Below are 16,834 nucleotides of genomic sequence, written 5' to 3' on the forward strand. Positions count from 1 at the left end.
GCGACCGGTTTGCCCGCAGTAGCCACGGACCAGACAACAACGAACTCGAGATAAGAAGAACAGCATGCGCACATTAGTGATTGAGCCCCTGAGCAAAGAAGCCTTCGCCCCTTTCGGTGACGTAATCGAGACCGACGGCAGCGATCACTTCATGATCAACAACGGTTCGACCATGCGCTTCCACCGCCTGGCAACGGTCGAGACCGCTCAGCCGGAAGACCAGGCCATCATCAGCATCTTCCGCGCCGACGCGCTGGACATGCCGCTGACCATCCGCATGCTGGAACGCCATCCGCTGGGCAGCCAGGCTTTCATCCCGCTGCTCGGCAATCCCTTTCTGATCGTGGTCGCGCCACTTGGCGATGAACCTGTATCGGGCTTGGTCCGTGCCTTTGTCAGTAATGGCAGGCAGGGCATTAATTACCATCGCGGCGTCTGGCACCACCCGGTGCTGACGATCGAAAAGCGGGATGACTTCCTGGTGGTTGATCGCAGTGGCACTGGCAATAACTGCGATGAGCATTTCTTCAAAGAGGATGAGCGTTTGATCCTCGCCCCCCACCAATAAGAGAAGGTCTGATCACCCGACAACAAGGGTGGCAGGCAAGAGGTAAAGACTGTGGAAGCACATCTGTTGGAATGGCTCAACCTGAGCGTGCGTTGGGTACATATGATCACTGGTGTGGCCTGGATCGGCGCATCGTTCTATTTCGTCTGGCTGGAGAACAACCTCAATCGCGTCAACCCCAAGGACGGCCTGTCCGGTGACCTCTGGGCGATTCACGGCGGTGGTATCTATCACCTGGAAAAATACAAGCTGGCACCGCCCTCGATGCCGGAGAACCTGCACTGGTTCAAATGGGAAGCCTACTTCACCTGGATGTCCGGGATTGCCCTGCTGTGCCTGGTGTTCTACTACAACCCGATGCTCTACCTGGTTGCCCCCGGCAGCGGCCTGACCGGCCCTGAAGGCGTGGCCATCGGTATCGGTGCGTTGATCGCCGGCTGGTTCGTCTATGACTTCCTCTGCGATTCGCCACTGGGCAAGAAACCTGCCCTGCTCGGCTTCATCCTGTTCCTCCTGCTGATCGGCGCTGCCTATGGCTTCAGCAAGGTGTTCAGTGGCCGTGGCGCGTACCTGCACGTGGGCGCCATCATCGGCACCATCATGGTGGGCAACGTGTTCCGCATCATCATGCCGGCCCAGCGCGCGCTGGTGGCAGCGATCGCGGAAAACCGCACCCCCGACCCGACCCTGCCGGCCAAGGGCCTGCTGCGCTCGCGTCACAACAACTACTTCACCCTGCCCGTGCTGTTCATCATGATCAGCAACCACTTCCCGAGCACCTACGGCAGCCAGTACAACTGGTTGATCCTGGCCGGGATCGCGGTCCTGGCGGTATTGGTGCGTCATTACTTCAACACCCGTCATGACAGCCACAAGTTCGCCTGGACCCTGCCCGTCGCGGCACTGGGCATGATCTGCCTGGCCTACGTGACCGGCCCGACCCCAGCGCCAAGCGCTCCGGAAGTCGCCAAGGCCCAGACCCAGTACCAGCCATTGCCGGAAACCGCCCTGGGCGGCAAGCCGGCAGCCGCGGCTGCGACAGAGGCACCGGCACCGGCCGCTCCAGCCGCTGCGGCAACGGCTCCGGCCAGCGCCCCGGCACAGGCGGCCAATGCCGGCCCGTCCTTCGACAAGGTCCATAGCGTGATTCAGGAGCGTTGCGCGGTCTGCCATTCGGCCAAGCCCACCAGCCCCCTGTTCAGCGCAGCACCGGCCGGGGTGATGTTCGACACTCCTGAGCAGATCCGCCTGCAAGCCGCGCGGATCCAGGCCCAGGCCGTCGCCAGCCAGATCATGCCGCTGGGCAACATCACCCAGATGACCCAGCAGGAACGTGAACTGGTCGGTGCCTGGATTGCCCAGGGAGCCCAGACCAACTGATCAGCCCGGTACCCGGCTGATTCGCGAGCAAGCTCGCTTCTACAGGACCGCAATTGTCTGTAGGAGCGGGCTTTCTTGCCATCAGTCAGAAGATTCGCCTGTTGCAAACACGTTGCGCGTAAAGACGCAGCGGTTAAATCACAAGAATAAAAAGATCCGAGGTGTTGCATGTCCGATTCATCCGAACAGTGCGTCCCCGATGCGCCCGCCATTCAGCGCTTGCCTTTCCTGCAACTGATCCTGGTCGGTCTGCAGCACGTCCTGCTGATGTATGGCGGTGCAATCGCGGTACCGCTGATCATCGGACAGGCCGCTGGCCTGAGTCGTGAAGAAATCGCCTTCCTGATCAATGCCGACCTGCTGGTTGCCGGGATCGCCACCATCGTCCAGTCAATGGGCATCGGCCCCATGGGCATTCGCATGCCGGTGATGATGGGGGCCAGCTTCGCCGCGGTGGGCAGCATGGTGGCCATGGCCGGCATGCCCGGCATCGGCATGCCGGGAATTTTCGGCGCAACCATCGCCGCCGGTTTCTTCGGCATGCTGATCGCGCCGTTCATGTCCAAGGTGGTGCGCTTCTTCCCGCCGCTGGTCACTGGCACGGTCATCACCTCGATCGGTCTGTCGCTGTTTCCCGTGGCAGTGAACTGGGCAGGTGGCGGCAGCAGCGCAGCCCAGTTCGGCTCGCCCATCTACCTGACCATCGCCGCCCTGGTGCTGGGCACCATCCTGCTGATCCACCGCTTCATGCGCGGCTTCTGGGTGAACATCTCGGTACTGATCGGCATGGGCCTGGGCTACATCCTCTGCGGCCTGATCGGTATGGTCGACCTCAGCGGCATGGCCCAGGCGCCCTGGCTGCAGGTGGTCACACCGCTGCACTTCGGCATGCCGCAGTTCCACCTGGCGCCGATCCTCTCCATGTGCCTGGTGGTGGTGATCATCTTCGTCGAGTCCACCGGGATGTTCCTGGCCCTGGGCAAGATCACCGGCCAGGAGGTCACCCCACGCATGCTGCGTCGCGGCTTGCTGTGTGATGCCGGGGCATCGTTCTTCGCTGGCTTCCTCAACACCTTCACCCACTCCTCCTTCGCCCAGAACATCGGCCTGGTGCAGATGACCGGAGTGCGCTGCCGTTCCGTGACCATGGTCGCCGGCGGCCTGCTGATCGTCCTCAGCCTGCTGCCCAAGGCGGCGTTCCTGGTGGCGTCGATTCCACCAGCGGTACTGGGGGGCGCGGCCATCGCCATGTTCGGCATGGTGGCTGCGACCGGAATCAAGATCCTCCAGGAAGCCGACATCGCCGACCGGCGCAATCAGTTGCTGGTGGCCGTGAGCATCGGCATGGGCCTGATTCCCGTGGTGCGCCCGGAGTTCTTCGCCCACCTGCCGCTGTGGATGAGCCCCATCACCCACAGCGGCATCGCCATGGCGACCTTGAGTGCGCTGGTGCTGAACCTGCTGTTCAACATTCTCGGGGGCAGCGAGCGCGCGGCCAACAATGCGCATCACGCCCATCAGCATTGAGCCACCAGCAGGGTGCCGGTTCGGCGCCCTGACCTTGCTTCACCGTTCACGCTTGACCGCAGCGCTCCTCCACACAGGATCGAGCGCTGCCCATTAGACGCTGCGCCTTGAAAATAAGAACAAACAGGGAGCAACACCTATGCAGCCTGCCCAGGCCTTCCTGGCGGTGGCCGCTGGACGGCCATTAGCGCCATGCAATCCCCCTGACGGCCGCCAGTCATTGGCGCTCTATTGCCCTTCACTGCGGATGCTTGCCTGAGATGGCCGGCATACCCGCCCCAAAGTGGTTGCAAGTGCGCCGTTGCGGAGCACTTGAGCCCTGCCGTGAGAGCCAGTATTCTCCGCGGCCGCGCAAGTCTGGTCTAAAAAAAAGCCCGGATGAAAAACCTGACCCAAGAGCCAACTTATCCCGGCCTGGACAGGTAACAAGGCGCACGAAAACATCGCGAAAAACACTCTCGCCCGGCGGTATCGCTACAGCTGGACGGGAGTTTTTTGCTTTTTTTCGGCCTTGGCTCAGCTCTTGCTAACAGCAACAAAGCTGACCGATCGGATGGTTTTTGCAGCGACGAAAAAAGGCGCCAATCCAGAGCGCCAAGCCAAAAAAAACGTGGAACTACCTACTTGGGAGCAACCGAATGAAACCGATGTGCAAGAGCCTGATGCTGGCCGCCAGCTTGCTGGCCGGGGGGCAGGCCGTGGCTGGCGACCTGTTGCAATGGCAGAACAACAGCCTGACTTACTTGTATGGCAAGAACTTCGAAGTTAACCCGCAGATTCAACAGACGGTCACTTTCGAACATGCCGATGCCTGGAAGTACGGAGATAACTTTTTCTTCCTCGACCGCATCTTCTATAACGGCAAGGAAGACGGCAACGTCGGCCCGGACACTTACTACGGCGAGTTCACGCCACGCCTGTCGTTCGGCAAGATCTTCGACCAGAAACTTGAATTCGGCCCGATCAAGGACGTGCTCCTGGCGTTCACCTACGAGTTTGGCGAAGGTGACAACGAGTCCTACCTGATCGGCCCGGGCTTCGACCTGGCAGTCCCTGGCTTCGACTATTTCCAGCTGAACTTCTACCAACGCCACACCGAGGGCAGCCGTCCGGGCGACAACGTCTGGCAGATCACGCCAGTGTGGTCCTACACCATTCCCATGGGCCGTTCGGACATCCTGATCGACGGCTACATGGACTGGGTGGTGGACAACGACCAGAACGCCAAGGGTACCTACCACGCCAACCTGCACTTCAACCCGCAGATCAAGTACGACCTGGGCAAGGCGCTGAATTGGGGCGCCAAGCAGCTGTACGTCGGCTTCGAGTACGACTACTGGAAGAACAAGTACGGTATCGAGGATTCGCGCAACTTCGAGACCAACCAGGACACCGCCAGCCTGCTGGTCAAGTACCACTTCTGATGCTTGGCTGATGCCGCCTGCGCCCCTCCATAAAGGGGCGCAGGCGGTATTTGCCATCAGGCAATGCGTGAACCGGAATCCCGCCAGAATGCCGGATCGGCACTCTTGAGCCGCTCCACCGCGTTGTGGATGTGGCTCAGCGCCGCTTGCCTCGCCCCTTCGACATCCCGCGCCGCAATCGCCCGATAGACCGCCAGATGCTCGGCACGCACCGTGCGCGCCAGATCCTTGCGCCGTTCCTCATTGGAGCGGGTGATACGAATCGCTTCCTTGATGAATTGCGCAATGAATTCATGCAGGGAGGGGTACAGCGGGTTACCGGTGGCCTGGGAAATCGACAGGTGGAACGCCAGGTCCTGCTCCACCCCATCCTGACCCGCCTGCTCGGCGCTATCGATGGCCAGCAGCGCCTGATGAATCGCCTCCAACTGCGCAGGGGTATGGCGCTGGGCCGCCAGGGCCGCCGCCTCGCCTTCGATACCGCGACGCAGCTCGGTGACCCTGAGCACCGCCTCGATCGAGCCGCGCACGTCCAGGTCGATAGTGAACGCCTTGATATGGGCGCCCTCGCACACCACGGTGCCACTGCCTTGGCGCACCTCCACCAGGCCCGCCGACTTCAAGCGCGATATGGCCTCGCGGATGACGGTGCGGCTGACGCCGAAACGCTCGCACAGAACCGGTTCGGTGGGCAGGCGCGCTCCCGGCAGGACTTCGCCATTGGCGATGTGTGCCTTGAGCGCCGCAGTCACCTGGTCCGCCAGCGTGCCCTTGGCCGAATCCTTGAGCGTCGCCAGGGAATCGGCGGCGGGGAAAGCGTTATCAGGCTTGGACATGGGCATCTCGGTAGTCAAATTGGCTAACGGTACTGCATTTCAGGCACGCCGTCCTGCCCGAAGCCTGCCATTGAATTCGTATGATGTATTATGTTATCTAAGCCATGTCAGCAAGTCCGATAAAAACAAAATCACCCAAATACAAGAAACAAGGATGGGTAAAGACATGCCTGAATCACTGTCGCAAACCGCCTCGGTCCCGGTCACCGCCTCCTTCGAGGACCTGGCCTACCGTAAAGTCGCCTGGCGCATCCTGCCGCTACTGTTGCTGTGCTATCTGGTGGCCTACCTTGACCGGGTCAACGTCGGCTTCGCCAAGCTGCAGATGTCCGAAGACCTGCAGTTTTCCGAAGCGGTCTACGGCCTGGGCGCCGGGATATTCTTCATTGCCTACTTTCTGGTGGAGATCCCCAGCAACCTGATCCTGCATCGAGTCGGCGCGCGGCTGTGGATCGCGCGCATCATGATCAGCTGGGGCCTCATTTCCTCGTGCATGGCCTTCGTCAGCACCCCCACCTCCTTCTATGTCATGCGCTTTCTGTTGGGCATCGCCGAGGCCGGGTTCTACCCGGGGGTCATCCTCTACCTGTCGTACTGGTTCCCCTCCAACCGCCGCGGCAAGATGTACGCACTGTTCGCCACCGCCGTGCCGCTTTCGGGGCTGATCGGCGCACCGCTGTCTGGCTGGATCATGAGCGCCCTCAATGGTCATCACGGATTCGCCGGCTGGCAGTGGATGTTCTTTCTCGAAGGCCTGCCCTCGATTCTGGTGGGCGGCCTGGTGATCTACTGCCTCAGCGACCGGATCGCCGACGCCGGCTGGCTGACCCGGGAACAGAAGGCTCTGCTGCAGAGCAGGATCGAGACCGAAACCGACGGCCACCAGGTACACAGCGTGCGCCAAGTGTTCGGGCAGCCGCGGATCTGGCTGCTGACCGCCATCTACTTCTGCATGATCGCCGGCTTCTACACCGTCGGTTTCTGGCTGCCCTCCTTGATTCGCCAGGCCGGCGTCAGCGACGTCTTCCAGGTCGGCATGCTCACCGCGATTCCCTACGCCGCAGCGGCGCTGACCATGGTGCTGATATCCCGCAGTGCCGACCGCCTGCGCGAACGTCGTTGGCACCTGGCGCTGACCGCGGTGCTGGGTGGGGTGGGGTTGATGATCTCCGCCACCTGGAGCGACCACTTCACAGTGTCGATGATCGGCCTGACCCTGGGGGCCATGGGCGCCTTCAGCACCCTGCCGCTGTTCTGGAGCCTGCCCACTGCCTTTCTCGGCGGCACAGCAGCGGCAGCCGGGATTGCCCTGATCAACTCCTGGGGCAACCTCGCCGGTTTCGTTTCGCCCTACCTGATGGGCTTTCTCAAGGATCTGACCCAGAGCACCACCATCGGCATGTACGTGATGGCCAGTGCGCTGTTCGTCGGAGCCCTGCTGGTCTTCAAGATCCCCGGAAAACTGGTCAATCGCTGATAGTTGGAGTCACTCATGAATATTCTTGTCACCGGCGCCGCCGGGTTTCTCGGACGCCGCCTGATCCAGGCCCTGCTCGAGCGCGGCTCACTCACCGACCGTCACGGCCAGTTGCGCCCCATTCAGCGGATTACCGCGTTCGACCGCGAACCCGTGCAAGGCCTCGACGACCCTCGGGTCCAGGTCAAGGGTGGGGATATCACCGATCCCCAGGTCCTGGCGCACCTGATCGACGCCGACACCCAGAGCATCTTTCACCTGGCCGCAGTGGTTTCCAGCCAGGCAGAAAGCGATTTCGATCTGGGTATGCGCGTCAACTTCAGCGCCACCCAGGGTCTGCTGGAACGAGCGCGGCAGTTGGGTACGTGCCCGAAGTGGGTGATGACCAGCTCGGTGGCCGTCTTCGGTGGGCAACTGCCGCACACCGTCGGCGACGATCAAGTCTGGTCACCCCAGAGTTCCTACGGCACCCAGAAAGCCATGAACGACCTGCTGCTGGCCGACTATAGCCGCCGCGGCTTCATCGATGGCCGCAGCCTGCGCATGCCCACCATCGTCGTGCGCCCGGGCAAGCCGAATCTGGCGGCATCAAGCTTTGCCAGCGGCATCATCCGTGAGCCCCTCAACGGTCAGGCCAGTGTCTGCCCGGTGCCTTTGAACACCCGGCTATGGCTGATGTCACCGGCACAGGCCATTGCCAACCTGATTCACGGTCATGAGCTGGCCGCCGAGCGCTTGAGCCAGGGCCGGGTGATCAACATGCCCGGGTTGTCACAGACAGTGGAGCAGATGATCGATGCGCTGCGCGAGGTGGCGGGTGACGCAGTGGCCCGGCAGGTTCAATTGCGACCAGATGCAGCCATCGAGCGCATCGTCGGCTCTTGGCCGGGAGCGTTCAGCACACCTTATGCAAACCAACTGGGCTTCACCGCGGACCCGGACTTTGCCAGCGTGATCCGACAGTTCATCAAGGATTATCTGCATCGTTGAACAACGGTCCGTCCCCAGGATGGCCTCCTTGAGCTGGAGGCCGCCCTCGCTGGGTTTGCCACAAGACCTGCAAGCACTACCAGCTGTAGCTCAGGTTCAACTGCCCGCCGTAACCGTACTCGCTGGCGCTTCCCGAATGGCCGAATAGATGACTGGATAGCTCCACATCCGGAGCGACCCGCACCTGGGCTCCCACCTTCAACTCCAGAGCATCCCGCGAGGGCCTGGCATCGAAGCTGTTACTCCCCATCCGTACCGACGGCACCGCCTCGCTGTGCAGCCAGTTGGTTTCGACAAAGGGTCGCAGCACCGATGCATCGGTTGCCTGACCAGGCTGCTGGTAGAGCCGCACGCCAACGCTGGAGCGCCAGGCATCGGCAGTGCCATTGCGCAACCGCGTATCCTGCAAGTCCGCGTCCCTGGCGGTATACCGGCTATAGATCAACTGCCCGCGAGGCTCCACCACCCAGGCCCGGAAGGGAGAGTCCGTAGCAAATGGCGCCAATGCATAGCCGGACTCCAGGGAGGCCGACCATAGGTTCGAATCATAATCGGCGGACCCCAGCTCACTGCTCAACCGGTTGGTATAGCGACCGTACTGCAACCAGGTGTCGACATAGGCGCCCAGCCGGTTCACGTCATCGGCATAGAAAGTGCCATACACGCCCGCCGAAAAACCCGAGACCTTGCCATGGGCCTTCGCGCGAACAGCGGTGTCGGTGTCGCGGCGCATCAATGTGGAAGTCGAGTCGATACGCGCGTCGCCGTAGCCCGCCATGAGCCCGGCATAGAGCGCACCTTGCGCGCCCACCGGCTGGCGCAGCAACGCCCCGCCCATCTGCACCACATCGCTGCTGGAGTCGATATCGACCTTGCCTTCAGCCATGCGCATGTCCTTGTCATGCCGCCCCTGGACCCGCATCCAGAGCCCCGAATCCTGGCGGTCGGCACCCAGGCTGCGCTTGCTTGCACGGTCCTGCAGGCCATGGTCGAACATTGTCCTGGTGGCTTGCTGTGTGCCGATGTACGCCCCGCTTTCCGGTGCCACCTGGCGGGCAGCGGAATTCGCTCCTGCGGGCGGATCCGGAGGTATCACCGGGCCGTTGTACTGGGAGGTCAGGTACCAGTCATGCGTGTTGCCCGAGTTGCCACCTTGCACCAGGCTGTACTCATAGCCATTGATCGAGAGGCTGCCGACACTGCGACGGTAACCGCTGGACCCCGTGTCCAGGTAGAAGGCATCGGCTGCGATGGTTCCGCCATTGATCGCCTGCACCAGGGGGATCCCTTCCTGCGTCAGCCCCCCCTCACCGCCAGCGTTGAGCACTCGCACCGCGGTTCGGCCACTGGCCGCTCCACCATCGATGACCAGCCGGTCGCTGGGGGACGTGTCGTCACCCAGTTGAGTGCTGAATACCATCGTGCCGTTACCGATGTAGTCGTTAACGGTCAGGGTCTGGAAACCAGCTGCGCCGAACGCCAGCGTACCGTTGTTGGTCAAGGTGCCCAGTGTCGAGTCACTGCGTATGTTCCAGCGGCTGCTGTCATCGAGCAGCAGACTGTTGATCCGCCCTCCGCTCTCGGCCCGCAGAGCCCCCGTCAATTCCGAGCCGGCGCTGAGGCTCAGGTCCACACTGCCGTTCTGGGCAAGGACATCGCCCACCAGCGTCGAGCCGCTGGCCTCGACACTGACCTGGCCGGTATCGACAGGAACATCATTCAACATTGCCTGCCGGGTCTGCAGAAAGATGCCCTGGGCCTCCTGCCCCTCGGCGCGCGCAACGATGCTCGAGTTCATCAGAGTGAACTGGTGATCGCCACCACTGGCCAGCAAGCCTGCGCCATCCTGGGTACTGATCTGACTGCCAGTCAGCGAAAGGCTATTGCTCGCCGTCCCGCTGTTGACATAACTCCAGACGCCAGACGCCAGGTCCCCGTGAGTGACCAGCCGGGAGTTCTCCAAAGTTGCCACCGCACCATTGCCCAGTGCCAGGGCGGACGCACCGTTGCCGTTGGTGATGACCTCGGTGCTACTGGCGGCCAGACGTGCATCGCCCGCCCGCACGAACAGACCATGGGCCGCTTGCCCATGGGTGACGACCTCAGACTGTGCCAGGCGCAGGTCGGCTCCCGTAATTTGTGCCAGGGCGCCAAAGGATCCGGCGCCGAAGGTTTCAATCCTGATATTGCTCGCCTCAATGCTGGCATCGCTGTCGAACTGGTTGTACAGGTACAAACCCAGCGAATTCGCGCCGTGAGTGGTGATGCTGCCGTTGCTCAGCGTCGCCTGGCCGGCCCGGTTATCCAGCCCGTGGGCAAACTGGGCGCCGTAGGTGTCGATGCTGAAGCGATCGGCCACCAGCTTCGTCTCGGGCATGAACATCCATATACCGCCTGCTTGAGCTCCAGAGGAGCTGATGCGGACGTTGTTCAACGTGGCGCTGGCGGCATCGCCATTGAGGTTGAGCCCATAGCCGGTGCTGGAGCTCAGCGTTGCATCGCGAATATCGGCTGACGAGCCAACGCCGTCGAAGTCGTACCCCAGATATACTGCGTCCTCGTGGGCGGTGAGGCTGCCGCCAAGCATCGAGAATCTGCCACCATAGAGCCGGGCGCCGGAGTAACTGGCAGAAGTGCCATGGCTGTCGATGAAGGCCAGGCTTGAACCCGCCCCCCTGACATACAGAACCGAAGCGTTCTCGCCCGCCGTATCGATGGTGACCGCCTCCAGCGTCATTGAGGCGCGCTGGGACACCTCGGCGCCATATCCGTTGGCATTACTGGTAGAGATGCTCAGGTTACGAGCGTCCAGGGCCGTTCCCGCATCCGAGGCGACCACGCCATGGCCATAGGTGCCCAGGGTGGTAATGCTGCCACCGTCAAGCGTGATACGGCCCCCACCGTGCGCGTAGGCACCAAATGATTGCCGGGAAGTGAGCGAGGTGCCACTGGCGACGATCTCACTGCCAGAGCCACGGGCTTCGAGCGCGTAAGTGCGGTGGCTCAGTACCTGGCTATCCACCAGAGTCACCTGGCCACCACCGCTGGCTCTGACCCCGACCGTGAAGTTGCCGACCGGGGAGCCGGCCTGGATATCAACCCCTTCGGCATTCAGGTCATTGCCCTTGGCCGAAATGTTGATCGCCGCCCCCGGGCCGTCATAGATCACCGAGTCGCCCGGATGCAGGCTCATCGAATCACCGCCAGCCGGATTGGAGAGATCGATCTGACCGTACTCAGCAGCTCGCACCTGGACCGACACAGCCACGAGGGACATCGTAAAAAGGCCCGACAGCGTCGAGCGAACCAATCGTTGCATGAGACCACCTACCACATTTGCGTCGCAGGCTCCTCAAGACAATGTCCACAATTGACAGCAAATGGCCGCAGGAAGCAGGAGGAACCGCGATGATGATCGACATTGATCAACGCCATCATCCAAGCGATCCCAAGCCGTTGTAATCAGATTGCTCTCAAAAGGCAGCACCGGCCCTCGGCAGCGCCGGCAATAGATAGAAGGAAGGGCTGCGCACAAGAGCGGCGCTGCGCGCATTGTTGCGCACGCAGGCATGTGCATGCTCCCAAGTGGATTCAGGCCCGTGGCGCGCTCGCCAGCCCTAGGAAGCACGCCAGCTCCTCGCGTTTGGCCAGGGCATCACTGCGGCCCAGCTCGATCAGCTCGCTGCAGTAGGGCGCTTCGAACAGCAGATAGCTCAAGACCCCTGCGCCGCTGGTGCGGGTCGCCCCGGGGCCGCGCAGAAACACTCGCAGGGCCGCTGGCAACTCGTGCCGGTGGCGTGCTGCTATTTCGTCGATAGGCTGGCTCGGGGCAATCACCAGTACTTCCACTGGAGCAATGCCCAGGGCACGGTCGGCCGCACTGCCGGGCAGCAACCGGCTGAAATGATTGAGCCGCTCCAGCAATTCGATATCGCTTTCCAGGCTGTCGATGAAGGTGCTGTTGAGCATGTGCCCGCCAATCTGCGCCAGGGTCGGCTCCTGACCGGTGTAGGTCCGCTGCCCGGCGCTCTCCGGATCGTTGCCCCGCGGGTTGCCGCTGACGCCCACCACCAGCACACGGCTGGCCCCCAGGTGCAGGGCCGGGCTGATGGGCGCCGACTGGCGCACCGCCCCATCGCCGAAATACTCCTGGTCGAGCTTCACCGGCGCGAACAGCAAGGGGATCGCCGAACTGGCCAGCAAGTGGTCCACCGTCAGATGGGTGGGAATGCCGATCCGTCGATGCCGCAGCCAGGGATCGATCACCCCGCCCCCTTGATAGAAGGTCACCGCCTGGCCCGATTCGTAGCCGAACGCGGTTACCGCCACCGCGTGCAATTGGCCCTGGGCAATCGCGTCGTTGATACCCGACAGATGCATGTGTTCGTTGAGCAACTCGCGCAGCGGCGAGTTGTTGATCAGCGCCACCGGCACCTGGGCACCCAGACCCAGCAGGCTGTGGCCGACAAAGCGGCTGGCCTGGCGAATGACCCCGGGCCAGTCACTGCGCATGACCTGGTCACTGCGAAAGTTGCGCCAGAACGCCGTGAGGCGCTGGATCGCCGCAGAAAAGTCCGCGGCGCCACTGGCCAGGCTGACGGCATTGATGGCCCCCGCTGAAGTGCCGACGATCACCGGGAACGGGTTGCGCGCGCCCGGGCCCAGCAACTCGGCAATCGCCGCCAGCACGCCGACTTGATAAGCGGCCCGGGCACCACCGCCGGAAAGAATCAAACCTGTTACCGGTCCAGCACTCATTGCTTCACTCCATCCATGGCGTACCAGGGCCGCTCATCGAGGCCAGAGGGTCAACCACGCTTCTTATAGAGCTTGGGCTCGCCTGGCGGCCGGCTCTTGAAGCGACGGTGAGCCCAGAGGTACTGCTCGGGGCAGGCGCGCAAGGCGGTTTCCACCCACTGATTGATCCGCAGGCAATCCTCCTCTTCGGTGGCGCCGGGAAAATCCGCCAGGGGGGCATGGATCACCAGACGGTACCCACTGCCATCGGCCAGGCGTTCCTGGGTGAAAGGCACCACCAGCGCCTTGCCCAGGCGAGCGAACTTGCTGGTAGCGGTGACCGTCGCGGCCTGGATACCGAACAGCGGCACGAAAACGCTCTGCTTGGCGCCATAGTCCTGGTCCGGCGCATACCAGATCGCGCGCCCGGACCGCAGCAGCTTGAGCATGCCGCGCACGTCGTCGCGCTCCACCGCCAGGGAATCGAGGTTGTGGCGCTCGCGCCCGCGGCGCTGGATGAAGTCGAACAGTGGGTTCTTGTGTTCGCGGTACATGCCATCGATGGTGTGTTGCTGGCCCAGCAGCGCCGCGCCGATCTCCAGGGTGGTGAAGTGCAGGGCCATGAGAATCACCCCATGACCGTCGCGCTGGGCCTGCTTGAGGTAGTCCAGCCCTTCGACATGGGCCAGCCGCGCCAGCCGCGGTTTGGACCACCACCAGCTCATGGCCATCTCGAAGAAGGCGATCCCGGTGGAGGCGAAGTTCTCCTTGAGCAGGCGTTTACGTTCCTCGGCGGATTTTTCCGGGAAACACAGTTCCAGGTTGCGCTTGGCGATCCGCCGGCGTTCACCGGCCACCCGGTACATCAGCGCCCCGAGGGCGCGACCGATGTGCAGCAGTGCGGTATAGGGCAACTGGACGATCAGCCATAACAGACCAAGCCCCAGCCACAGCGGCCAGAAACGTGGAGACAAGAATGCAGCTCGAAAACGCGGGCGATCCATTACAGATTCCGGGACAGACAACAAGGTCGCGCATTCTACATCGGTTCGACCTGGCTTGCGGGGCGCGGGCGATCTCGTTATAAGTCTCGGCACTTTTAGTGACAAGCCGCCTTCTGCAGACCATGAGCCAAACCGAATCGCTAGACCAAGATCCTGTGTTCCAGTTAAAGGGCAGCATGCTCGCCATCACGGTGCTGGAGCTGGCCCGCAACGACCTTGAGGGCCTTGATCGCCAGCTGGCCGCGAAAGTCGCCCAGGCGCCGAACTTCTTCAGCAACGCCCCGCTGGTACTGGCCCTGGACAAGCTGCCTGCTGGCGAAGGCTCGGTGGATCTGCCCGGGCTGATGCGCGTCTGCCGCCAGCACGGCCTGCGGACCCTGGCGATCCGCGCCAGCCGCATCGAAGACATTGCCGCGGCGATTGCCGTCGACCTGCCGGTGCTGCCGCCTTCCGGCGCCCGGGAGCGGCCGCTGGAGCCAGCGGAAAGTGAAATCAAGAAGCCGGAAAAACCGCCGGAACCGACCATCAAACCGACTCGCATCATCACCTCGCCCGTACGCGGCGGGCAGCAGATCTATGCCCAGGGTGGCGATCTGGTAGTGGTGTCCTCGGTCAGCCCCGGTGCGGAACTTCTCGCCGATGGCAATATCCATGTATACGGCCCGATGCGCGGCCGAGCCCTGGCGGGAGTCAAGGGTGACACCAAGGCGCGGATTTTCTGTCAGCAATTGAGCGCTGAACTGATCTCCATCGCAGGCCAGTACAAGGTTTCCGAGGACCTGCGACGCGACCCGCTGTGGGGCTCCGGAGTCCAGGTCAGCCTGTCGGGTGACGTGTTGAACATCACACGTCTTTAACGGATACTGCCGCATTTTCCAAGCATCTCTAAAACGTAGCGAAAACGGCTCAAACGAAGTAGGAAATTGGCAATCAGCAGTGTTTATCGACGATAAACCCTGCCGCTGACCGAACTCCAGCCAAGGCTGTCCGACTGCAGTAGTTTTCAAGAGATGTTTTTCAGGGGCTAAAAGTCCTTTTTCCTTAGGGGTGAAACACCTTGGCCAAGATTCTCGTGGTTACATCCGGCAAGGGTGGTGTGGGTAAAACCACCACCAGCGCCGCTATCGGTACCGGCCTCGCTCTGCGCGGCCACAAAACAGTGATCGTCGACTTCGACGTCGGCCTGCGTAACCTCGACCTAATCATGGGCTGCGAGCGTCGCGTGGTGTATGACTTCGTCAACGTGGTCAACGGCGAAGCCAACCTGCAGCAAGCCCTGATCAAAGACAAGCGCCTGGAAAACCTCTACGTACTGGCCGCCAGCCAGACCCGCGACAAAGACGCGCTGACCCTGGAAGGCGTGGAAAAGGTCCTGATGGAACTCAAGGAAACCTTCGAGTTCGTGGTCTGCGACTCCCCGGCCGGTATCGAGAAAGGCGCGCACCTGGCCATGTACTTCGCCGACGAAGCGATTGTCGTGACCAACCCTGAAGTGTCTTCGGTGCGTGACTCCGACCGCATGCTCGGCCTGCTGGCCAGCAAATCCCGTCGTGCCGAAAAGGGCGAGGACGCGATCAAGGAACATCTGCTGTTGACCCGCTACAACCCGGAGCGCGTCAGCAATGGCGAAATGCTCGGCGTTGAAGACGTCAAAGAAATTCTGGCAGTGACCCTGCTGGGCGTCATTCCGGAATCCCAGGCAGTGCTCAAGGCCTCCAACCAGGGCGTGCCGGTGATTCTCGACGACCAGAGCGATGCGGGCCAGGCCTACAGCGACGCGGTTGACCGCCTGCTGGGCAAAACCGTGGAACACCGGTTCCTTGATGTCGAGAAGAAGGGATTCTTCGAGCGCCTGTTTGGAGGTAGATAATGAATCTTTTTGACTTCTTTCGTGCCAGCAAAAAGGTCAGCACCGCGTCGGTAGCGAAAGAGCGTCTACAGATCATCGTGGCGCATGAACGCGGCCAGCGCAGCACCCCTGATTACTTGCCCGCCTTGCAGAAGGAACTGGTGGAAGTGATCCGCAAGTACGTCAATATCGGGTCCGACGACGTGCACGTCGCTCTGGAAAACCAGGGCAGTTGCTCGATCCTGGAACTCAATATCACCCTGCCTGATCGCTGATTGATCCGACGGGAGCCACGGCGGCTCGCGGGCCTCATGCATTGCATCGAGGTCGGCGAGCCGCCGTTGGCGTTTGTTACGAGGCTGTTTCAATGCCGTTGTCCAATATCCACATCCTGCATCAGGACGCCGCCGTCCTGGTGGTGAACAAACCCACCCTGCTGCTTTCCGTCCCCGGTCGCGCCGACGACAACAAGGATTGCCTGATTACCCGCCTGCAGGAAAACGGCTACCCGGAAGCCCGCATCGTCCACCGCCTGGACTGGGAAACCTCGGGGATCATTCTGCTGGCTCGGGACGCAGACACTCATCGCGAACTGTCCCGACAGTTTCATGACCGCGAAACGGAAAAAGCCTACACCGCACTCTGCTGGGGCCAGCCGGAGCTGGACAGCGGCAGCATTGACCTGCCCCTGCGCTACGACCCGCCCACCAAGCCCCGGCACGTGGTGGACCACGAATTCGGCAAGCATGCCCTGACCTTCTGGCGCGTCCTGGAACGCTGCGGCGATTGGTGCCGGGTCGAATTGACTCCCATCACCGGCCGCTCCCATCAGTTGCGGGTACACATGCTGTCCATCGGCCACCCGCTGCTGGGCGATGGCCTGTACGCCCATCCCCAGGCGCTGGCGGCCTGGCCACGCCTGTGCCTGCACGCCAGCATGCTCAGCTTTACCCACCCCCAGACCGGCGAGCGCCTGCGCTTCGACTGCCCCGCGCCGTTTTGAGCGTACGCCGCCCAAGCCGGCTTGCGGGCAAAGGCCGCC

14 protein-coding genes are annotated in these 16,834 nt (G+C 62.2%); 10 read left to right on the top strand and 4 right to left on the bottom strand.

The window, feature by feature from the left end; genetic code table 11:
• Positions 1–64 precede the first annotated feature (64 nt).
• The 4 genes from KCG88_RS08300 (at position 65) to KCG88_RS08315 (ending at position 4,899) form a co-directional block, all read left to right on the top strand.
• Positions 65–568, top strand: a complete 504-nt coding sequence (locus KCG88_RS08300) for an ureidoglycolate lyase (RefSeq protein ID WP_011062639.1) — start codon at positions 65–67, stop codon at positions 566–568.
• 51 nt (positions 569–619) lie between these two features.
• A complete protein-coding gene (locus tag KCG88_RS08305) occupies positions 620–1,948 on the top strand; it encodes a urate hydroxylase PuuD (RefSeq protein ID WP_210712212.1) in 1,329 nt (442 codons plus the stop codon).
• A gap of 168 nt (positions 1,949–2,116) precedes the next feature.
• Positions 2,117–3,475, top strand: coding sequence for a nucleobase:cation symporter-2 family protein (locus KCG88_RS08310; RefSeq protein WP_210712213.1), 1,359 nt, complete (start codon positions 2,117–2,119; stop codon positions 3,473–3,475).
• 638 nt (positions 3,476–4,113) lie between these two features.
• Positions 4,114–4,899, top strand: coding sequence for an outer membrane protein OmpK (locus KCG88_RS08315; protein ID WP_047288384.1), 786 nt, complete (start codon positions 4,114–4,116; stop codon positions 4,897–4,899).
• Positions 4,900–4,955: 56 nt separating this feature from the next.
• Here KCG88_RS08315 and KCG88_RS08320 read toward each other — a convergent pair whose 3' ends face one another.
• Complete coding sequence (locus KCG88_RS08320; protein ID WP_210712214.1) at positions 4,956–5,741, bottom strand: FadR/GntR family transcriptional regulator; 786 nt, start codon at positions 5,739–5,741, stop codon at positions 4,956–4,958.
• A 160-nt stretch (positions 5,742–5,901) separates the two neighbouring features.
• Here KCG88_RS08320 and KCG88_RS08325 point away from each other — a divergent pair, with 160 nt between their 5' ends.
• Together KCG88_RS08325 and denD are read left to right on the top strand one after the other, a co-directional pair.
• On the top strand, positions 5,902–7,212 hold the full coding sequence (locus tag KCG88_RS08325; RefSeq protein ID WP_210712215.1) for an MFS transporter: 1,311 nt from the start codon (positions 5,902–5,904) through the stop codon (positions 7,210–7,212).
• Positions 7,213–7,227: 15 nt separating this feature from the next.
• Positions 7,228–8,202, top strand: coding sequence for a D-erythronate dehydrogenase (gene denD, locus KCG88_RS08330; RefSeq protein ID WP_047288388.1), 975 nt, complete (start codon positions 7,228–7,230; stop codon positions 8,200–8,202).
• A 76-nt stretch (positions 8,203–8,278) separates the two neighbouring features.
• On the opposite strand, the gene KCG88_RS08335 is transcribed toward denD, so the two are convergent.
• The 3 genes from KCG88_RS08335 to KCG88_RS08345 all read right to left on the bottom strand — a co-directional run bounded on the left by KCG88_RS08335 (position 8,279) and on the right by KCG88_RS08345 (position 13,943).
• Positions 8,279–11,521, bottom strand: a complete 3,243-nt coding sequence (locus KCG88_RS08335) for an autotransporter outer membrane beta-barrel domain-containing protein (RefSeq protein ID WP_246882627.1) — start codon at positions 11,519–11,521, stop codon at positions 8,279–8,281.
• Positions 11,522–11,793: 272 nt separating this feature from the next.
• On the bottom strand, positions 11,794–12,960 hold the full coding sequence (locus KCG88_RS08340) for a patatin-like phospholipase family protein (RefSeq protein ID WP_047288391.1): 1,167 nt from the start codon (positions 12,958–12,960) through the stop codon (positions 11,794–11,796).
• Between the two features lie 50 nt (positions 12,961–13,010).
• On the bottom strand, positions 13,011–13,943 hold the full coding sequence (locus tag KCG88_RS08345; RefSeq protein ID WP_210712216.1) for a lipid A biosynthesis lauroyl acyltransferase: 933 nt from the start codon (positions 13,941–13,943) through the stop codon (positions 13,011–13,013).
• A 122-nt stretch (positions 13,944–14,065) separates the two neighbouring features.
• Between KCG88_RS08345 and minC the strand changes: the two genes are divergently transcribed.
• The 4 genes from minC to KCG88_RS08365 all read left to right on the top strand — a co-directional run bounded on the left by minC (position 14,066) and on the right by KCG88_RS08365 (position 16,795).
• Entirely contained in the window at positions 14,066–14,800 is a 735-nt protein-coding gene (minC, locus tag KCG88_RS08350; protein ID WP_047288393.1) for a septum site-determining protein MinC, read from the top strand.
• Positions 14,801–15,000: 200 nt separating this feature from the next.
• Complete coding sequence (minD, locus tag KCG88_RS08355; RefSeq protein WP_011062650.1) at positions 15,001–15,813, top strand: septum site-determining protein MinD; 813 nt, start codon at positions 15,001–15,003, stop codon at positions 15,811–15,813.
• The gene (minE, locus tag KCG88_RS08360; RefSeq protein ID WP_007898843.1) at positions 15,813–16,067 is read left to right on the top strand and encodes a cell division topological specificity factor MinE; all 255 of its coding nucleotides are present in this window, start codon (positions 15,813–15,815) and stop codon (positions 16,065–16,067) included. The genes minD and minE overlap by 1 nt, the downstream gene beginning before the upstream one ends.
• Positions 16,068–16,159: 92 nt before the next feature.
• A complete protein-coding gene (locus KCG88_RS08365) occupies positions 16,160–16,795 on the top strand; it encodes an RluA family pseudouridine synthase (RefSeq protein WP_041119453.1) in 636 nt (211 codons plus the stop codon).
• Positions 16,796–16,834 lie beyond the last annotated feature (39 nt).

This window comes from Pseudomonas sp. MWU349, assembly GCF_017947325.1.
In the GTDB taxonomy this organism is placed as follows: Bacteria; Pseudomonadota; Gammaproteobacteria; order Pseudomonadales; family Pseudomonadaceae; genus Aquipseudomonas; species Aquipseudomonas protegens.